The organism is Rhizobium sp. CCGE531 (assembly GCF_003627795.1).
Lineage (GTDB): Bacteria > Pseudomonadota > Alphaproteobacteria > Rhizobiales > Rhizobiaceae > Rhizobium.
Genome location: NZ_CP032685.1, coordinates 296,444 through 315,178, shown reverse-complemented (window position 1 = coordinate 315,178; position 18,735 = coordinate 296,444). Strand labels below are relative to the sequence as shown.

The 18,735-nt window shown below is 60.1% G+C and carries 14 protein-coding genes and 1 pseudogene; 5 read left to right on the top strand and 10 right to left on the bottom strand.

Annotated elements, in window-relative coordinates:
• Nucleotides 1-13 precede the first annotated feature (13 nt).
• The gene (locus CCGE531_RS20975) at nt 14-1,756 is read right to left on the bottom strand and encodes a cation:proton antiporter (protein WP_120667455.1); all 1,743 of its coding nucleotides are present in this window, start codon (nt 1,754-1,756) and stop codon (nt 14-16) included.
• A 172-nt stretch (nt 1,757-1,928) separates the two neighbouring features.
• Nucleotides 1,929-2,975 (bottom strand): NAD(P)-dependent alcohol dehydrogenase, encoded by a 1,047-nt coding sequence (locus CCGE531_RS20970; RefSeq protein WP_120667453.1) that lies wholly within the window; start codon nt 2,973-2,975, stop codon nt 1,929-1,931.
• A 248-nt stretch (nt 2,976-3,223) separates the two neighbouring features.
• Between CCGE531_RS20970 and CCGE531_RS34330 the strand changes: the two genes are divergently transcribed.
• A complete protein-coding gene (locus tag CCGE531_RS34330; RefSeq protein ID WP_162943969.1) occupies nt 3,224-3,364 on the top strand; it encodes a hypothetical protein in 141 nt (46 codons plus the stop codon).
• Between the two features lie 22 nt (nt 3,365-3,386).
• Here the strand turns inward: CCGE531_RS34330 and CCGE531_RS20965 are convergent, their stop codons facing one another.
• Nucleotides 3,387-4,847 (bottom strand): MFS transporter, encoded by a 1,461-nt coding sequence (locus tag CCGE531_RS20965; RefSeq protein WP_205586512.1) that lies wholly within the window; start codon nt 4,845-4,847, stop codon nt 3,387-3,389.
• Between the two features lie 414 nt (nt 4,848-5,261).
• Here CCGE531_RS20965 and CCGE531_RS20960 point away from each other — a divergent pair, with 414 nt between their 5' ends.
• Nucleotides 5,262-6,056: a FadR/GntR family transcriptional regulator gene (locus tag CCGE531_RS20960; protein ID WP_120667451.1), complete on the top strand. Its 795-nt coding sequence runs from the start codon at nt 5,262-5,264 to the stop codon at nt 6,054-6,056.
• A gap of 21 nt (nt 6,057-6,077) precedes the next feature.
• Here CCGE531_RS20960 and CCGE531_RS20955 read toward each other — a convergent pair whose 3' ends face one another.
• Nucleotides 6,078-7,577, bottom strand: a complete 1,500-nt coding sequence (locus CCGE531_RS20955) for an MDR family MFS transporter (protein ID WP_120667449.1) — start codon at nt 7,575-7,577, stop codon at nt 6,078-6,080.
• Between the two features lie 484 nt (nt 7,578-8,061).
• Here CCGE531_RS20955 and CCGE531_RS20950 point away from each other — a divergent pair, with 484 nt between their 5' ends.
• Together CCGE531_RS20950 and CCGE531_RS20945 are read left to right on the top strand one after the other, a co-directional pair.
• Complete coding sequence (locus CCGE531_RS20950) at nt 8,062-9,195, top strand: ROK family protein (protein WP_120667447.1); 1,134 nt, start codon at nt 8,062-8,064, stop codon at nt 9,193-9,195.
• Nucleotides 9,196-9,202: 7 nt separating this feature from the next.
• Entirely contained in the window at nt 9,203-10,645 is a 1,443-nt protein-coding gene (locus CCGE531_RS20945) for a M81 family metallopeptidase (protein WP_120667445.1), read from the top strand.
• A gap of 373 nt (nt 10,646-11,018) precedes the next feature.
• On the opposite strand, the gene CCGE531_RS20940 is transcribed toward CCGE531_RS20945, so the two are convergent.
• Complete coding sequence (locus CCGE531_RS20940) at nt 11,019-12,308, bottom strand: epoxide hydrolase family protein (RefSeq protein WP_120667443.1); 1,290 nt, start codon at nt 12,306-12,308, stop codon at nt 11,019-11,021.
• Nucleotides 12,309-12,321: 13 nt separating this feature from the next.
• Entirely contained in the window at nt 12,322-12,735 is a 414-nt protein-coding gene (locus CCGE531_RS20935) for an organic hydroperoxide resistance protein (RefSeq protein WP_120667441.1), read from the bottom strand.
• Between the two features lie 136 nt (nt 12,736-12,871).
• On the opposite strand from CCGE531_RS20935, the gene CCGE531_RS20930 reads away from it, so the two are divergent.
• Complete coding sequence (locus tag CCGE531_RS20930) at nt 12,872-13,840, top strand: GlxA family transcriptional regulator (RefSeq protein ID WP_120667439.1); 969 nt, start codon at nt 12,872-12,874, stop codon at nt 13,838-13,840.
• An 80-nt stretch (nt 13,841-13,920) separates the two neighbouring features.
• Here the strand turns inward: CCGE531_RS20930 and CCGE531_RS20925 are convergent.
• The 4 genes and pseudogenes from CCGE531_RS20925 to CCGE531_RS20910 form a co-directional block, all read right to left on the bottom strand.
• Nucleotides 13,921-14,040, bottom strand: a pseudogene (locus tag CCGE531_RS20925) (IS6 family transposase); the annotation flags it as partial.
• 162 nt (nt 14,041-14,202) lie between these two features.
• On the bottom strand, nt 14,203-15,636 hold the full coding sequence (locus tag CCGE531_RS20920) for an NAD-dependent succinate-semialdehyde dehydrogenase (protein ID WP_120667437.1): 1,434 nt from the start codon (nt 15,634-15,636) through the stop codon (nt 14,203-14,205).
• Between the two features lie 19 nt (nt 15,637-15,655).
• A complete protein-coding gene (ggt, locus tag CCGE531_RS20915) occupies nt 15,656-17,248 on the bottom strand; it encodes a gamma-glutamyltransferase (protein WP_120667435.1) in 1,593 nt (530 codons plus the stop codon).
• A gap of 13 nt (nt 17,249-17,261) precedes the next feature.
• Entirely contained in the window at nt 17,262-18,644 is a 1,383-nt protein-coding gene (locus CCGE531_RS20910; protein WP_120667433.1) for an aspartate aminotransferase family protein, read from the bottom strand.
• Between the last annotated feature and the right edge of the window lie 91 nt (nt 18,645-18,735).

Below are 18,735 nucleotides of genomic sequence, written 5' to 3'. Positions count from 1 at the left end.
CGTCAACCCGATATCAGCCTGCATCCAGCGGCTGGTCGCGCCGCTGGCGCGACACGTTGCTCTCCTGCCGTTCCCGCGCCATGCGGCTGACGGCGGCGCGCAATTGCGGATGCCGCGACATGAAGAGATTGAAGTCGCGGCGATCCAGCACGAAGAGCTGACAGAAATCGACAGCGACGACATCGGCCGTGCGGCGCGCGCCCGTCAGCAGTGCCATTTCGCCAAAGAAGGCGCCGGCGCCGAGCCGGATCTCGTCATCCTCCACCTGCACCTCGACGGCGCCGGAGGCGATGAAGAACATGCTGTCGCCGCGATCCCCGGTTCGGATGACGCGGTCACCCGGCGAGGCCGATCGCGGCCGGAAGAGCAGCAGCAGCTCTTCATGCTCGTTATCATCAAGTTCGGCAAACATCGGGAAGGTTTCGATGAGCTGCTCGATCTCGAGATGGTGCTGGCGATCGCGCTCCTCGCGCTGCTTGTTGATCACGGTCAACTGACGCCGCAGGCCGTCCAGCTTGGGCATGCCGTATTTATTCGCCAGGAACGGCCAGCGGGCAAAGGTCCACTTTTCCAGCTTCTCCGTGGCGTAGAAGGCCAGCGGATTGAGCGTGATCGAAAGGATCGCTCCGGCAAGGATGAGATCCTGCCCTTCCCGCGTCAGCAACCCCAAAGATACGCCGAGCCCGGCCAGAATGAAGGAGAATTCGCCGATTTGCGCCAGACCTGCCGCAACCGCAAAGCCGATGCTGGCGGGATAGCGCAGCAACAGCACGACGCCGAAGGCGATCAGCGACTTGCCCAGCATGATCAACGCCAGCACGCCAATGATCATCAGCGGTTCACGGATCAGGACCGAGGGATCGAAAAGCATGCCGACGGACACGAAGAACAGGACCGAAAAGGCATTCTGCAATGGCAGGGAGTCGGCTGCTGCCCTATGGCTGAGATGCGATTCACTCATCACGAGGCCGGCAAAGAAGGCACCCAGCGCAAAGGACACGCCGAAGATCTCCGCCGCGCCGAAGGCGATGCCGAGCGCGATTGCCAGAACCGACAGCGTGAAGAGCTCGCGAGAGCCCGTGCGGGCGACCGAGGTCAAAAGCCAGGGCACGACACGCGGCCCGATGAAGATCGCAACGGCTGTGAAGGCGGCCACCTTGAGGAGCGTCATGCCGATCGTCAGCCAGATCGAGCTGGAAGCGGCATGCTCACCGGCATCCGCATGGCCGCCCAGGACACCGGCAAAGGCGGGTAGGAGGACGAGTGCGAGCACCATGGCCAGATCTTCGACGATCAGCCAGCCGACGGCAACGCGGCCATTGGTCGAACTGACCAGATTGCGCTCTTCCAGCGCCTTCAAAAGCACGACGGTACTGGCGACGGCAAGGCTCAAGCCGAAAACCACCCCAGCGCCGACACTCCAACCCCATAGCGACGTCAAGCCCACGCCCAGCAGGGTCGCGATTGCGATCTGGCCGATGGCGCCGGGAATGGCGACGCCGCGCACCGCCAAAAGGTCGGCGGCGGAAAAGTGCAGACCGACGCCGAACATCAGTAGGATGACGCCGATCTCGGCCAATTGCGATGCCAGCGAAACATCGGCGACAAAGCCCGGGGTCGACGAGCCTATGATGACGCCGGCCACCAGATAGCCGACCAATGGCGGCAGATGCAGCCTGTCGGCCAGATAGCCGAAAATGGCCGCAAACACGAAGCCCGCGGCAATCAATGCGATCAATGCAACGTCGTGCGGCACGGCGGTCCTTCCCGTTTCACGGCGTTAAAGCCTATTCCCTCTATTGAAGGCTACCTAGCATCGCTTTTGCCGGGTCGTCTACGGCGTCGTGTACAACTGAGGAAAAACATCGCCTTGCCGATACACGGAGCCGGATATCAGGATCGAGGCAAGGCGATGTGACAACCGAAACTTATTGATCCAGAACGATCTGCAGCTTCACATCCGTCGGTCGGGCTTCGACCGCGCGATCGAAGGCCTTGATGGAGTCCTCGAAGTCAAAGGTCTCCGAAATCAGCGGCTTCAGATCGACGCGGCCGGATGCGATCAGCGCGATGGAACGCTCGTACTGGTGCGCATAGCGGAAGATCGTCTCGATGCGAATTTCCTTGGTCGATGCCGTCGAAACGTCGAAGCCGACCGGATTGACGGGAAGGCCGACGGCAACGATGACGCCGCCGGGACGCGGCAGCGTCATGACGGTTTCCCAGGCCTTCGGCGAACCCGAGCATTCGAAGACGACATCCGCGCCCCAGCCGTCCGTGAGCCGGTTGACCTCTTCCACCAGGTTCTTTTCGCGAATGTTGACCGGAATGACACCCTGATACTGCGCGGCGATATCGAGCTTCGGCTGGGCAAGATCGGCAACGATCGCCCGCGCGCAACCGCCGGCAAGGGCAGCAACCGCCACCATGATGCCGATGGGACCGGCACCGAGCACGACGACGGTGTCGCCGGGCGTGATGCGGGCCTTGGTTGCGGCCTGCATGCCGACGGCGAACGGCTCGACCATCGCCCCCTCCGCAAAGCTGACATTGTCGGGCAGCTTGAAAGTGTAATTGGCCGGATGAACGACGAAGGGCGTGAGAACGCCATGGATCGGCGGCGTCGCCCAAAAGGTGACGGCGGGATCGACATTGTACATGCCGAGGCGGCTCGCCTTGGAGTTGGCATCGGGAATGCCGGGCTCCATGCAGACCCGATCGCCGACTTTCAGATGCGTGACGCCGGCGCCGACTTCAACCACCGTGCCTGCCGCCTCATGGCCGAGCACCATCGGCGCGTTGACGACGAAGGGGCCGATCTTGCCATGCGTATAGTAGTGCACGTCGGAGCCGCAGACGCCGACCGTATGGATCTTGATCTTCACTTCGGCCGGCCCAACCTCCTGCGGCAGATCGATATCGCGGATCGCCAATTCATGCTGACGCTCCAAAACCAGGGCACGCATCTTGCTCATCGCCTCTTCCTCTTTCCAAGCAACCAACGCCCCGCTGACACAGGGACGAAATCTTTGTCCGTTATATCGTGTGAGCCGGCGTCACAAAACGATCTTTACGCGATGCCGATAAACTTCCGCGGCCGTCCTGCAGGCAACGGCTGATCGGCATCAATATTAGACATTTCTTATTATTTAGCTCCCTATTGCCAATATTGACTGGAGTTCCATTTGTTGCCTTTCTAATAATAGAGAAGGAGGGGCTCATTATGACAGTATATGATTGGACCGGTCAGCGCGCCCGCCGGATGAAGATGCTGCGTGCGGCAAGCTTCGCAATGCTTCTGATCATCCTGATGGCGATACCCGTGATATTGCTGCACTACAACATCATCGAATATCCGCACTGAACACTTCGGAAAGACACGATCATCACGCCGCCTTCCTCGCCAGCTTCGGCTTGCGCGAGACATTGTCGCCCGCCCCGCGGTCCAGCGGCAGGCAGTCCAGCACGGCAAGCAGCGCAATGATACCCAGCATGACGAAAGCCAGGCGAAATTCGATGGCAACGATGCCGCTTGCGCCAAGCGGCGCGCTGATCGCCTGGCCGATGCGGATGCCGATGGCGCCGACGGCGATGCCCATGCCCATGGTCAGCTGAAAGACCGTGCTGAACAGCGTATTGGCGCCGGTCATCTGCTGGGGCGGAACATCGGCAAAAGCGATCGTATTCAGCGCGGTGAAATGCATCGAGCGGCACATGCCGCCGATGAACAGCACCGGCAAGATGAACCAGAGAGGCGTGTCGGGCGAAAATAGCGCGCAGGCTGCGATGAAGATGGCATTGAGGATGCCGTTGACGATCAGCACCGGCTTGAAGCCGAAGCGGCGCAGGATGGGCGTCGTCGCCGGCTTCATCGCCAGATTGCCGGCAAAAACGGCTAAGGTCAGCATGCCGGCATGAAAGGCGCTGAGCCCGAAGCCGACCTGGAACATCAGCGGCAGCAGGAAGGGAACGGCACCGATAGCCGTGCGGAACAGCGATCCGCCGGAAATGGTGACGGCGAAGGTCGGCAGTCTCAGCCCGGAGAGATCGATGAGCGGGTGCTCCGTCCGGAGAAAATGAAACACGGCAACGGCAAGTAGCATGAAGCCGGCGGCCACATAGGCCCATGCTTCCAACCATACCGGATCGGGGCGTCCGATCAGCTCCAGCCCGTACATGAGGCTTGCCAGGCCGATGCCGCTGACGATGAAGCCGATCCAATCGAAAGGCGGACGCGCCGTGCTCTTGGTTTCGGGAATGAGGATGAGCGAGAAGACGAACGCCAGAATACCGAGCGGCAGATTGAGGAAAAAGATCCAGCGCCAGCTCGCATGGTCGGTGATGAAGCCGCCGAGCGGCGGTCCAAGGACAGGCGCCACCAGTGCCGGCCAGGTAATCGTTGCTATGGCCGAAATCAGCTTGTCCTTCGGCGTGTTGTTCAAGACGACCAATCTGCCCACCGGCACCATCATCGCCCCGCCGATGCCCTGCAGGATACGCATGGCGACGAAGGAGCCGACTCCATCGGCAAAGCCGCAGAGGACGGACGCGAGCGTGAAAATGACGACAGCCGTGGTGAATACCAGGCGTGCGCCGAAGCGATCGCTGATCCAGCCGCTGATGGGAATGAAAACGCCGAGCGTCAGCAGATAGGCGCTCATGCCGATATTGAGATCGACCGGGCGAGCGCCGAAGGAAACGGCCATCTGCGGCAGCGCGGTGGCGATGACAGTGCCATCCAGATTTTCCATGAAGAAGGCACCGGCCACGAGCAATGCCAACGACAGCGAGCGGGAGCCAGCCTTCCGCTCGCCCTCCCTCTGCCCGGGCCTGGACATGTCATTCATCGATCAGCAACTCCGATTCCGCCTCGCTTCCCCGAATGCATTTAAACGGTTCGGCAACGTTTACGATAGGTCGAAATCGTCCCATCAATCGATTGAGCGATCACGTTTCGCTAAGCGGACGGTGCGCAATTTGATCGCCTGGCTCGGCCCCGCGGCCATAGCCAAGCGAAGTTGAGCCTCTGCATGTTCGCGCTGATGAATTGCGCCTCAATCCATGCCAGTAGGCATCGATGCGCAAGACATGCTAGGGTTTGGCCGGGACATGGCGCAAAAAGGACGACAGGATCGACATCGGAACACTATGGAACAGCCCCAAACCAGCCGAGACACCAACGTGAACCTTTCCCCCAGGCGAACATAAGCCGACGTTTGTCCTCGAAACGGCGCATCAATAAGGAACGAGAGTCCCGCATAATGAAACCTGGCCACGACGCACTGACCTCTCCGGCCAAGCCGGAGTCGAAACTGACCGTAACACAATCGCCTTTCGACGCCTTTGTGCGAAAATACGGTACCATCCCGCGGCGCGGCGTCTTCGGCTATTTCGTTCATGAACTCGGCCGCCGCATCGTTCGCAGCGACTATCCTGTCGGCACGACACTGCCTAACGAACCGGACCTCGTCGAACAGTTCGGCATCAGCCGCACCGTCATTCGCGAAGCAATGAAATGCCTTGCCGGCAAAGGGCTGGTGGAGATCAAGACCCGCGTCGGCACGCGCGTCAAGGAGCGCTCCAACTGGCATCACCTCGATACCGATGTCATGGTCTGGTATTACGAGACCGGCCCGTCGGTCGAAATCATGCGTTCTATCAAGGACTTGCGGTTGGCGCTTGAGCCGGAAGCCACCGCACGCGCGGCGCTCCGCCGCAGCGAGAGCGACATTGCGGCCATCAGCTCCGCTTATGAGGAAATGGTTTCCACCATCGGCGACGTCAACAGCAATGCCGATGCCGATCTGCGCTTCCATACGGCGATCTTCGCCGCCACGCACAACATGATCTATTCGCAGCTGATCGACCTGATCGCCGTCGGTATCTACGCCAATCGCACGCTTTCCGGCCAGGAAGACATAGCCGAGGGCCAACGGCGCGCGCTGCCCCTTCACAAGGCCATCCTCGACGCCATCGTCGCGCAGGATAGGGACGCCGCAATCAAGGCATCGCGAAACCTGCTGGATGCATGGCTTGCCCGCGACTACGGCTTCTGACGCATCGCGCCTGACTCCGGGCTAGTGGGTCACAGCATCCTGGGCATCCGTCTTCGACACAGACGATCCGCGACCGGCATCATGGGCGACCGGGATGAACCAGATGGTCGCGCAGGTCGTCAAGGCGACGATGACGACACCCCAAAAGCTCCAGTGCAGCGCCGCATCGAAAACGCCTCTGATCGCCGGATCGCCGACGAGATCGGAAAGGCCGGTCGGTTGGTTCAGGATATCGTGAAGCCTACTTGCCAGTTCGCCGCTGCCGTAATGCGCGATACCGACATTCATGATCGCGCCGAGCGCGGTTGCGCCAAGCGTGTTGCCGAGGCTGCGCGAGAAGATGATCGACGCGGTGGCGCTGCCGCGCATCGACCATTCGACGCTTTCCTGCACCAGCACGACGCTGGTGAGGCTGATGAGACCCATGCCGAAGCCCATCAGGAAAGAGCCGATCCCCGCAATCACCGGACTGCTCTCCGGCGTCAGGAACAGGAGGAAGAGCGAGCCGAAGGGGAACATGAGGCTGCCGGCGCGGAGAGTCCTGCGGATGCCGAAGGTGCGGAAGAAGCGGCTTGCAAGCATCACCGCAAGCGGCCAGCCGACGATCAGCATCGTCAGCGTGAAGCCGGCTTCGAGCGGCGAGCGGCCGAGGACGCCCTGCACATAGATCGGCAGGACCGTTGTCAGGCCGATGAGCGCCATGCCGGCAAGCAGCGTGGCGGCATTGCTGGTCGCAATCAGCCGCCGGCTCCAGAGAGCGATCGAGATGATCGGCTCCGGCGCCCGCCGCTCCTGCCACAGGAACAGGCTGCCGGAGACGACGAAGACGATACCGAGGGGAAAGAGAACTGCAAATCCGGCATCTGTCTCCGTCAGGATGACGAGCAGGGACACGATCGATATCGAAAACAGGATCGTACCGAGATAGTCGATCTTCGCCTCGCGTGGTGTGACCGACTCGTGCAGGAAGAGCATGAAACCGGCGATGGAGAGCACGCCGACCGGCAGGTTGATCCAGAAAATCCAGGCCCAGGAGAGATGGTCGACGATGATGCCGCCGGCAAGCGGGCCGATGACGGCGGATATCGCCCAGACGCTGGCAAGCGCGCCCTGCACTTTCGCACGCTCTTCCAGCTTGTAGAGATCGCCCACCACCGTCATCGTGACAGGCTGGATCGCACCGGCGCCGAGCCCCTGCAGCAGCCTGAAGACGATGAGCGAAGCCATCGACCAGGCAAAGCCCGCAAGCGTCGACCCCACAAGGAAGATGAGGATGCCGCAGATGAGCATGGGTTTGCGTCCGAAAATATCGGAAAGCTTGCCATAGATGACGGTGGTCGTGGACTGCGCCAGGAGAAAAGCGGAAAAGACCCAGCTGTAATAGGTGAAACCGCCGAGCTGGCCGACGATGCGCGGCATGGCGGTCGCGACGATGGTTGCTTCCACGGCGACCATGAAGGTCGCCAGCATGATCGAGACGATGACCAACGGGCGTCTCGAGCGATCGACCGTGCTGGACATGGCATTCCTTTCTGACTGCTGCACCCGATGTCGAAGACGCACAGGCCACGTAAGGGCCATGGTCGAGCGCTTAGCTGCTGGGATCAAAGTCCAAAGCGCGTCGCGATCTTTCAGATTCGCTCCGTGCGCTTTGAACTCTTGATTTTTCGCATGTCGTTGTCGCAAAACCGCTGCACACTTTTGCGCGACATGCTTTAGGGACGAGGACGATCGGGAGGGTGGACGCCTGCGGAATCGTTGTAGTAAGCTTTGCATATTGGTGCAGGTCGATGTCAACTGTTTAAACGCGGGCACGCTTCGCGTCTCACTGGAAGTTGCGGCCTGAAATTCGGAATAACGGATCCGGAACGAAAGACACTACCGCGGCCTCAAGCCCATTGACGATAGCGCGCAATTGCGCATTAATAAATTAATTGTCGTTTCTTAGTTCATTTTCTGAAGTTAATCGCAACACAACCAACCGGAATTCCAGCGGAACGTCGAATTGCTCAGCTCTTCCCAGCAGCAGCTCTTGCAGGTCATCAGCCAGTCGGGTCCGTCGAGCCGCACGGTTCTCGCGGCATCCATGGGGCTGAGCAAGGCCGCCATGAGCGGGATTGCGCGCGATCTGATTTCTCTCGGCGTGTTGCGGGAGACGGAGACGATCTACGGCCAGGGCCGCCCGTCGATCCTGCTGGATCTGCATCCGGAGGGCGCCTTCTTCGTCGGCATTTCGCTGCTGGAAGATCCGGCACCCCTGGTGCTCAGCGATTTCAACGGCAATATCGTCGCGCGCCAGACCATGCCGCTGTCGCGCGATCCCGATGTCATCGCCGAGATGATCGCCGATACCCTGCCGAAACTGCTTGCCGAGCATAAAGCCGCCGGCAGGAAACTCTCCGGCCTCGGCATCGCGCTCTCGGGCTTTGTCGACGAAAAGCAGGCCAATTGCGTCAAATCCACACTGCTCGGATGGCAGGACGTGCCGCTTGCCGGCATCATCAGGCAGAAGACCGGCATCGACACCTTCATCGAGAACGACGCCAAGGCGGTCGCCGTCAGCGAGAAGCTGTTCGGCAGCGCCCGCGATATCCAGAATTTCAGCGTCGTCTCTTTCGACAACGGTATCGGCTGCGCCCATTTCGTCGGCGGAAAGCTCTATCGCGGCAACCATGGCGGCGCTGGCGAGATTGCCCATTGCACCATAGAGCCCAATGGTCCGCCCTGCCGCTGCGGCAAGCGCGGCTGCCTCGACACCGTGGCTTCGCTGAAGGCGATCAAGGAAATGGCGAAGGCGGAAGGTCTCATCTGCCAAACCCTCAACGATCTGGAGACGGAGGCTTCGCTCGGCAACGCCGCCGCGATCCGCATCCTGCATCGCGCCGGTAGCGCACTCGGGCTCGCGATTGCGCATCTCATCCAGTTCAACGACCCCGGCCTGATCCTGATTACCCATGCCGAGGGGCGCTTCGATGGCCTGTTCGGCACCGTCATGCGCCAGACAGCCGAGGCGAACGTATTGCCGCGCTATGCCGGCCAGACGCCGATCCGCGCGAAGCGCGTCGATGGCGATGTCTGGGCGCGGGGCGCCGCCAGCATTGCCGCCCATAGTTTCCTGATTGGTCCCAACCCGTATTGAGGTTTCCATGCGCATCGCCGTCGGAGGCATTCACATCGAATGCAGCACCTACAATCCCGTCCTGAACGAAGAGAAGGACTTTCGCGTCCTGCGCGGCGCGGAGATGACCGCCGCGCCCCACTTCGCCTTCCTGAGGGATTACGATGGCGAATTCCTGCCGACCATCCACGCAAGAGCGATCGCCGGTGGCCCTGTCGCCCGCCACACCTATGAGGCCTTCAAGGCGGAGTTCCTGGAAGGGCTGAGGGTGCTGCTGCCGCTTGATGGGCTCTATCTCGCCATGCACGGCGCCATGTATGTCGAGGGTATGGAAGATGCCGAAGGCGACTGGATCAGTGCCGCCCGCGCCGTCGTCGGTGACGACTGCATGGTCTCGGCCAGCTACGACCTGCATGGCAATGTCACCCAGCGCATCATCGACGCGCTCGACATGTACTCCACCTATCGCACCGCCCCGCACATCGATGTCGAGGAAACCATGCGCCGCGCCGTCAAGATGCTGACGGAAAGCCTGAGGACCGGCGTGAAGCCGATCCTGCTCTGGGCGCCGATCCCGGTGGTGCTGCCGGGCGAACGCACCAGCACCGTCGATGAGCCTGCCAAGAGCCTCTACGACATGCTGCCCGGAATCGACGCCATCGACGGCGTCTGGGATGCGTCTCTGATGGTCGGCTATGTCTGGGCCGACGAACCCCGCGCCACGGCTGCCGCCATCATGACCGGCACGGATCGCGCCATTCTCGAGCGCGAGGCGAAGCGCCTGGCACAGGCCTATTGGGATGCGCGCAATGATTTCGTTTTCGGCTCGGAGACCGGGTCGATCGTGGAATGCGTCGCAAGGGCGATTGCGAGCACAACCGCGCCCGTAATCCTGGCCGAATCCGGTGATAATCCGACGGGCGGCGGGGTCGGCGACCGCGCCGACGTGCTGGCGGAACTGATTGCCAAGGGCGCGCAAGACGTCATCTTCGCTGGCATAGCCGACAAGGCTGCCACACAAGCCTGCTATTCCGCCGGTCTCGGTGCCACACTCGATCTTTCCGTCGGCGCATCGCTCGACACGAAGGGAAGCCAGCCGGTGAAGGGCAGCTTCACCGTCAAGTATCTGCTCGATGCCGCCGACGCGAGCGACGCGCAAGCCGTGGTTTCCATCGGCGGCATTGATCTCGTCCTGTCGGCCAAGCGCCGCCCCTATCACAACATCGCCGATTTCACCCGCCTGGGCCTCGATCCAAACAACGCAAAGATCATCGTCGTCAAATCAGGCTACCTCTCGCCGGAACTGGCGCCGATCGCCAATCCGAACCTGATGGCGCTGTCTCCCGGTGTCGTCGACCAGTTCGTCGAACGCCTGCCGCGTCTGCGCAAGCAGAAGCCGACTTACCCCTTCGACAAGGATTTCGATTTCACGCCTGCAACAACGCTTTCGGCGCGCGCCGTCGGCCGCTGAGCATCCCGGCAGGCCCAAGAAGGTCGAATATGACCGTTCCGTCCTTTTAGACAGGCGGCCCGTTTTCGCGGGTCGCCTGTCCAGCGGCCACCTGGTTCGGGTGGAAGAGTCCGCCTGAACCGGTTTCCGGCCTTGACGACATCGAAATCCGGGCAAATATCGACATCCTGTTTTCCATCTGATCTGGAGTTGAATGAAATGGCAAACGGCGTGACTTTGCGGGACTGGAATTTAGCGAATAATATCACGTAGATAAGAAAGACACTGCAGTCTGTTTTATCCTCTGCTCTCGGCCGGGATACCAATTTGATTTATGAAGACCCCATGTGTGAGGCCTTCATAGGATCTCTGTTCGCCAAGAGCATGCACCGCGCTAGCGCAGCGATTGGAATGTCGCACGCAGTTCCTCGGTCAGAAGCTGCGGCTGTTCCCAGGCGGCGAAATGGCCCCCTTTGGACAGACGATTATAGTGAACCAGATTCGGATAGGCCTTGCGAGCCCAGCTCTCCGGCGCAGTATAGATCTCGTCGGGGAAGGCACTTACCCCCATCGGCAACTCGACCCCCTTCGGCTGGAAGAAGGCAAGCTTGCTCTCCCAATAGAGGCGTGCCGACGAGACTGCGGTGTTCGTCAGCCAGTAAAGGGTGATGTTGTCAAGGATGTCATCTCGCGTCAGTCCTTCATGGGCGCCATCGAAGACGCGCGTGATCAAATCACGGCTGCGATCATCATGGTCGAGCATCCACGCCGCCAGGCCGATCGGGGAATCGGCGAGCGCGTAGAGCGTCTGCGGCCGGTTCGTCATTTCCTGGGCGTAGCCGAGCCCGTGCTTATAGAAGAAGGAGAGCTGATCCCAGGCATAGCGCTCGTCAGCCGAGAGGCCGGCCGGCGCCGGGCCGTCGGGGAGCGTCTTGGCGATCTCGTCCGGAACCGTGGCGGGCATGTTGGTATGAACGCCGATCAATCCATCCGGCTTGAGGAGCGCCATCTGCTCGGTGACTGCATTTCCCCAATCGCCGCCCTGGGCGACGTAGCGGGTATAGCCGAGGCGCCGCATTAGTTCGACCCATGCCCGCGCGACATGTTGCGGATCCCAGCCAGTCACGGTTGGCTTTCCGGAAAAACCATAACCGGGAAGCGACGGTATGACGACATCGAACGCATCCGCTTCGCTACCGCCATAGGCGGTCGGGTTGGTGAGTGGTTCGATGATCTTGAGTTGCTCGATGATCGAGCCCGGCCAGCCGTGAGTGATGATGATCGGAAGAGCGCCCTGATGCTTCGACTTCACATGGATGAAGTGGATGTCGAGCCCGTCGATTTCGGTAATGAAGTTCGGCCGGGCATTGATTGCCTTCTCGGCCCTGCGCCAGTCGTGATGATTGGCCCAATAGTCGGCGAGCTTCTGCATCGTGGCGAGATTCACGCCTTGCGTCGCGTCTCGAACGGTCTCACGCTCCGGCCATCTAGTCGCGCGAATACGCGAGCGTAGGTCGGAAAGCGACTCCTTCGACGTCCGGAACATAAAGGGGCGAATTTTCGGGCCGCCTGCCGCGACGCTCGGCTGCACGCGCATGGTGAACGGGACGCTGAAGGCGACTGCGCCGACAAGGGACGAAGCGAGAAAGTTGCGGCGAGCGATGTTGGTTTCGATAATGGACATTGTCTGTCTCCGATCAGGCCAGGGTGACGGCGGCCTCGATGCCGCCTCGGACCATCTTTGAATAGGGGCAGATCGCATGGGCGCGATCGATCAGTGATTGGGCAGTTTCCCGCCCTAGCCCAGGCAGGCTGACGGCGAGCCGGGCGCTGATCGAGAAACCTTCGGTCTCGTCGACATTAAGATCGACCTCGGCATCGACGGCCGTATCGACCGGCAGGGCCACGCCAGCCTCTCCCGCAGCGCGGGCGAGTGCGCCTTCGAAGCAGGCCGACCATCCGGCGGCGAATAGCTGCTCCGGATTTGTGCCCGGGCGCTTGGAACCTGGCGTAGCGAGCTGGATGTCGATCCGGCCGTCCGAACTGCGTGCCGCGCCTTCGCGGCCGCCGACTGTGTGGACCTGAGCGGTATAAAGGGTCTTCATGGTCATGGCTTCAATCCTTTTCTATGAGGACGTGCCGGCTTGATTTCGATTGACCTGCACGTTTGCAAAATGGATGTGGGGTTGCATGGTCACGACACAAATGTCATATATACGGCGATTTAAGACATTCATGGTGAGAACGATGCAAACCATCGGCTTCCTGGTCTATCCAAGCTTTCACATGCTCTCTCTGGGTGCTCTGTCGGCATTTGAATTCGCCAACCGCACCTTACCGGAACCGGCCTACGACGTCGTGACCGTCTCGATGACTGGTGGACTGGTCCGAAGTTCAATCGGGGTCGGCATCGATACGATCGAGCTGCGCGAGCAGAGCTTCGACACACTGATGATTGCTGGAGGCCCGACGATCGTTCCGCCACCGCCCGAGCTCATCGAACATTTGCGAGATGCGACCAGTCGCCACCGCCGCGTGGTTTCGACCTGCACCGGCGCTTTTGTCCTTGCCGAGGCCGGGCTCCTCGATGGCAAGCGGGCGACGACGCATTGGTTCTATGCACGCGAGCTGGCCGCTCGCTTTCCGGCGATCAAGGTTGAGGAAGACCGCATCTTCATTGTGGACGGCCCGATATGGACGTCTGCGGGCGCAAGCGCCGCGATCGATCTGGCAATCGCTCTGGTGGAGCAGGATCATGGCGTGGAAATCGCACGCGCGGTCGCACGCAAGCTGGTCGTCTACCACCGACGACCCGGAGGCCAGTCGCAGTTTTCCGAGCTTCTCGACCTCACGCCGAAGTCAGACCGTATTCAGCGCGCGCTGACCTATGCGCGGCGCAACCTTCAAACGGAACTCTCAGTCACGCAACTGGCCAAGGTGGCAAGCCTCAGCCCACGCCAATTCAGCCGGGCATTTCTAGCCGAGACCGGACAGCCGCCCGCCAAAATCGTCGAGCGCCTGCGGGTCGAAGCGGCACGGCTGATGATGGAACAGAGCCGCCACCCGATCGACATCATCGCGCGCCAGACGGGATTCGCCGATCGGGATCGCATGCGGCGAGCCTTCCTACGCGCCTTCGGACAGCCACCGCAAGCCATCAGGCGAAGCGGGAGGGGTGATCCGATCGATATCGTCGAGAGCGCCGTCGAGGCGTAGGAATCGTTCACCAACTCTCGTCCGCGGCTGAGATGGCTGGCGATCTCAACAAGCCCGACGGCCCCATGTCACCCAAGGGCAGCCAGCAAATCCTCGACCATTCGCAGGCTGAGGAGAAGACGGAAATAGAGCCACGCAGCGTGGGCAATGATCTCAGCCGGAAAACGATGGCGGCGATAAAGCGGATCACGGTTCGTCATAGCCTTTCATCTCGCATCGAAATCCACGCTGCGTTAAATTGACGGTGCTCAAGGCTCGGCTCCTCGTCCTTCAATGACGACACACCAAGCTCGCCATGTCAGCGCCAACCTTCATCAAGACGCCGAACTCGAATTGCGTCTATCTCAATGAAACGCTCGGAATCATGTCGCTTCCGTCACAAGCTTTGTATTGAAGTAACTTTCCATTGCCTCCGTCCCGCCTTCCGAGCCGTAACCCGAATCCTTGATGCCGCCGAACGGCAGCTCCGGAAGCGCCAGTCCGTGGTGATTGATAGAAAGCATCCCACTTTCTATGTCGCGGGCGAGCGCGGCGCTTGTCTTTGCAGATGTTGTATAGGCATAGGCAGCCAGTCCATATGGTAGACGGTTCGCCTCGGCAACAGCAGAACCATAGTCCGCAAATGCACTGACCAGCGCCATTGGCCCAAAAGGCTCCTCATTCAAGACCCGCGCATCGCTCGGAACATCCGTGAGAATAGTGGGCTGAAAGAAATTTCCTCGATTTCCGAGCCTGTTGCCGCCGGTCGCAATGCTTGCTCCATGAGACACGGCGTCCGCTGTCAAGGCCTCCATAGCCTCGACGCGACGGGCGTTGGCAAGCGGGCCCATGTTCACGCCATCCATCAAACCGTCGCCCACCTTTATCGCTTCGGCCGCCTTCACAAAGCCTTCCAGAAATTTCTCATAAACGCCCCGCTGAACAAGAAACCGTGTTGGCGCCACGCAGACTTGTCCGGCGTTTCGAAATTTTGCGGCGCTCAACAGTCGAATCGCCAGATCGACATCCGCATCATCAAACACAATGGCTGGCGCGTGGCCGCCCAGCTCCATCGTCACGCGCTTCATGTGGGCACCCGCAAGCGCGGCGAGCTCTTTCCCGACCGTCGTCGATCCCGTGAAGGAGATTTTGCGGATCACCGCGTGCGGAATTAGATAGTTCGAGATATCGGCCGGCACGCCAAAGACAAGATTGAGAACGCCAGCTGGCAAACCTGCCTCAACGAATGCACGAACAAGTTCGGCGCAACTCGCCGGAGTTTCCTCGGGTCCCTTCAAGATAATCGAACAGCCCGCCGCAAGAGCTGCCGATATTTTGCGCACCGCCTGATTCAATGGGAAATTCCAGGGGCTGAAGGCGGCCACCGGGCCAACTGGCTCCTTTACGACCATCTGCCTGACATTCATCGCTCTTGGAGGGATTAGACGGCCATAGGCGCGACGAGCTTCCTCCGCAAACCAATCGATAATGTCGGCAGCGCTCAAGGTTTCCGCTAACGACTCGGCCAACGGCTTGCCCTGTTCCAGCGTCATCGTCCTGGCGACCGCACCCGAACGGCCACGCAGAATTTCAGCCGCCTTGCGAAGAAGTTTCGCGCGCTCCAATGCGCTGACCCCACGCCATTGTTCGAACCCTGTCGCAGCTGCGGCAAGCGCTTCGTCCAGATCATGGCTGCTGGCGTTTGAGACGCTGCCAATGACCTCGCCAGAGGCAGGATTTATGATCGATAGCGGCTCGTTTGAGCCATCACGCCAAACACCGTTGATATGAAGTTTTGTGCTCGCATATTCCGACATATCAATTTCAATCCTTTTGTCAGTAACCGAGGGCACAACCGTCTTTTCTGTGATCGGAAGCGCCCAACAAGGTGTTATTTTGATCATCGATCCAGATCGCCTGCGCCCCGCCGATCGCCCATTTCGGAGCGACAGCCTTAAAACCGCGAGCTTCCAGATCGTCGCCGATCGTCGCGCGAAGCAGCGCCTCCATCTCGACCGTGGCCGTGCCCGGAAGCGGGAACAGACGCGGAAGATCGATTGCACTTTGAATATCCAGATCGTAGTCGAAAAGCTTGGAAAGGAAGTGGGCGTGACCCATCGCCTGGTAATGGCCTCCCATGACGCCGAATGAAAGCACGGATTTTCCAGCGCGCGTCACCAGCCCCGGGATGATTGTGTGCATCGGCCTTTTGCGTGGGCCTATCGCGTTCGGATGACCATCCTCCACCACGAAGCTCTGACCGCGATTATGAAACAAGACGCCGGACTTCGGAGCCATCAGGCCGCTTCCGTAAGGATGGAAGATCGAATTGATGAAGCTCGCGACATTTCGGTCCTTATCGACCACCGAAATGTAAACAGTATCCGAATGCTCGACACCGCCGATGCTCGCTCCGGCATCAACCGCTTTTTGCAGATCTATTTTGGCGGCAAGATTGTCAATGAACCGGTCGGACAAAAGGTGTTCAACCGGGACAGCCGACGTCTCCGTCTCTGCCAACCATCGATCGCGTGCCGCATAGGCAAGCCTCGTTGCCTCCACCTCAATGTGCAGGTTATCGACGCTCAGCGGATCGCCTTTGCGCTCAAATCGCTCCAGAATCCTGAGGATCATGAGCGCGATGATGCCCTGACCGTTGGGCGGGCATTCGTGGACGGTCCATCCTCGGTAGGTAGCACTGATTGGTTTCACATATTCACCGGCGGCGGAGGCAAAGTCCTCTGCGGTATGCAAGCCGCCCAGCGACCTCAGCTTGGCCAGCATGTCCTCGGCGACTGGACCGCGATAGAACCCGTCACGGCCCGAGATCCCGATCGCTTCCAGCGTCTGCGCAAGCTCAGGCTGACGTTGGACCGATCCGACAGCCGGAACCTGATCGTCGGTCAAAAAGATGCGACGGGTCGACGGATCACGTAGCAGCAAGTCTCGCTGGTTTGAAATGTCGGCTGCCACTCTCGGTGTGATCCCATAGCCGTCCCGCGCCAGCGCGATTGCGGGAGCAAGTACCTCCGCGATCGGCATCCTGCCGTGGTCGGCGACGAGGCGCGTCCATGCATCCACCGCGCCCGGAATTGTCACGGCATGGGGCGATGACCGGTCGATGGTGGTTATGTCGTTGTCCTTGTACCATTCGTATTTTGCCGCAGCAGGCGTCCGTCCCGAGCCGTTATAGGCCACGACCTGGTCGTTGCCATTTGCCGTCAGCAGTGCAAAGCAGTCACCACCCACGCCGGTAGAGCCCGCTTCGACAACACATTGAACTGCACAAGCGCCGACAGCAGCATCAATCGCCTTGCCGCCGCTCTTCAGTATCTCGATTGCGGTCAACGTGGCCATTGGATGGGATGTCGCCGCCATCCCATTGCGCCCGACGGCGATCGATCGTCCCGGAGTTTCAAAATTGCGCATCTTCAATCTTTCCTCAGTACAATCCATTCGCCCTGGCCCAGGCATAGGTGTCATCAAGCGCTCGGGTGGAGCGGTCGAACAACTCGTTGATCTGCGCCTCGGTGATGATCAGCGGCGGGCACAGCGAGTAATTGTCGCCTAATGCCCGGGTGATGACGCCGTGGACCTGCGCTCTTCGTCCGGCGTGGATAGCGATCCCGTGGGCTGGATTGAACGCCTCCTTCGTGTCCTTGTTGCGAACGAGCTCAAGCGTCCCGATCAGACCCCGACCACGGGCATTGCCAACGAGCGGATGCGCGCTGAGATCATGCAGCCGGCGCTGAAACAACGGCGCTACGTTCTGGACATGGCCGACTATGTCTCGTTCCTCGTATATCTTGAGGGTTTCCAGCGCGACGGCCGTGGCGACCGGATGGCCGCTATAGGTGAAGCCATGCCCGAAGGTTCCGATTTTCTCGCTCTCGGAAACGATCGCAGACTGGATCTTTTCGTTGATCATCAGTGCTGAGATTGGCTGGTAGGCTGCCGAAAGCTGCTTTGCCATCACGATCATGTCGGGTTGCAGCCCGAAGCTTTCGGAACCAAACATCGTCCCGAGCCTGCCAAAGCCGCAGATCACCTCGTCCGCGATCAGCAGCACGTCGTATTTCTTCAGAATTGCCTGGATTTTCTCGTAGTAAGTTGGCGGCGGAACGATGCAGCCACCCGATGCCATAAGCGGTTCGGCGAAGAATGCACCGATTGTTTCCGGGCCTTCTGCAAGGATCAGCCTCTCAAGCGATTCCGCGCAGCGTGTGGCAAATTCCTCTTCCGTCTCACCCGGCTGGCCGTAGCGATAGAATTCCGGGCAATCCGTATGCAGCACGCGGTCGATCGGCAGATCGAAATCACGGTGATTGTTGGGGAGGCCCGTCAGGCTTGCCGAGGCGATGGTCACGCCGTGGTAGGCGCGCATACGCGAGATAATCTTCTTCTTTTCCGGCATGCCGATCGCATTGTGATAATACCAGACAAGTTTCATAGCCGTGTCATTGGCCTCGGAACCCGAATTGGCAAAGAACACCTTCGACATCGGGACCGGAGAAAGCTGGATGAGCCTGTCGGCCAGCTCGATGGCCGTCTCATGCGATTTGCCGCCGAAACTATGATAGAACGGCAGTTCCTTCATTTGGCGAATTGCGGCATCCACCAGACGCTGCTCGCTAAAACCGAGCGACGCGCAAAACAGCCCGCCAAGACCTTCAATATATTTATTGCCTTCGCTATCGACGATATGGATTCCCTCGCCCCTCGCAATCACCAACGGACCGTCCTTCAGATGTTGCGACGCGTTGGTGTAGGGATGAAGAACGAACGCGGCGTCCCGAGCTTCAAGGGAATTGAGAAGGATGGTCACAATGGTTCTCCAAATAGCCTATGTGTTTCGATAGCGATTGGTTGGCAGAGCTCTGCCGGTCAGCCGGTGAGGCCTTTGGGTGCACCGGCCG

Coding starts and splice junctions, on each gene's coding strand:
- CCGE531_RS20960 (WP_120667451.1), top strand. CDS start 5,262: ATGAAACCTGGCCACGACGCACTGACCTCTCCGGCCAAGCCGGAGTCG.
- CCGE531_RS20920 (WP_120667437.1), bottom strand. CDS start 15,636: ATGTCGGAATATGCGAGCACAAAACTTCATATCAACGGTGTTTGGCGT.
- CCGE531_RS20930 (WP_120667439.1), top strand. CDS start 12,872: ATGCAAACCATCGGCTTCCTGGTCTATCCAAGCTTTCACATGCTCTCT.
- CCGE531_RS20940 (WP_120667443.1), bottom strand. CDS start 12,308: ATGTCCATTATCGAAACCAACATCGCTCGCCGCAACTTTCTCGCTTCG.
- CCGE531_RS20965 (WP_205586512.1), bottom strand. CDS start 4,847: ATGAATGACATGTCCAGGCCCGGGCAGAGGGAGGGCGAGCGGAAGGCT.
- ggt (WP_120667435.1), bottom strand. CDS start 17,248: ATGCGCAATTTTGAAACTCCGGGACGATCGATCGCCGTCGGGCGCAAT.
- CCGE531_RS20970 (WP_120667453.1), bottom strand. CDS start 2,975: ATGAGCAAGATGCGTGCCCTGGTTTTGGAGCGTCAGCATGAATTGGCG.
- CCGE531_RS20935 (WP_120667441.1), bottom strand. CDS start 12,735: ATGACCATGAAGACCCTTTATACCGCTCAGGTCCACACAGTCGGCGGC.
- CCGE531_RS34330 (WP_162943969.1), top strand. CDS start 3,224: ATGACAGTATATGATTGGACCGGTCAGCGCGCCCGCCGGATGAAGATG.
- CCGE531_RS20955 (WP_120667449.1), bottom strand. CDS start 7,577: ATGTCCAGCACGGTCGATCGCTCGAGACGCCCGTTGGTCATCGTCTCG.
- CCGE531_RS20945 (WP_120667445.1), top strand. CDS start 9,203: ATGCGCATCGCCGTCGGAGGCATTCACATCGAATGCAGCACCTACAAT.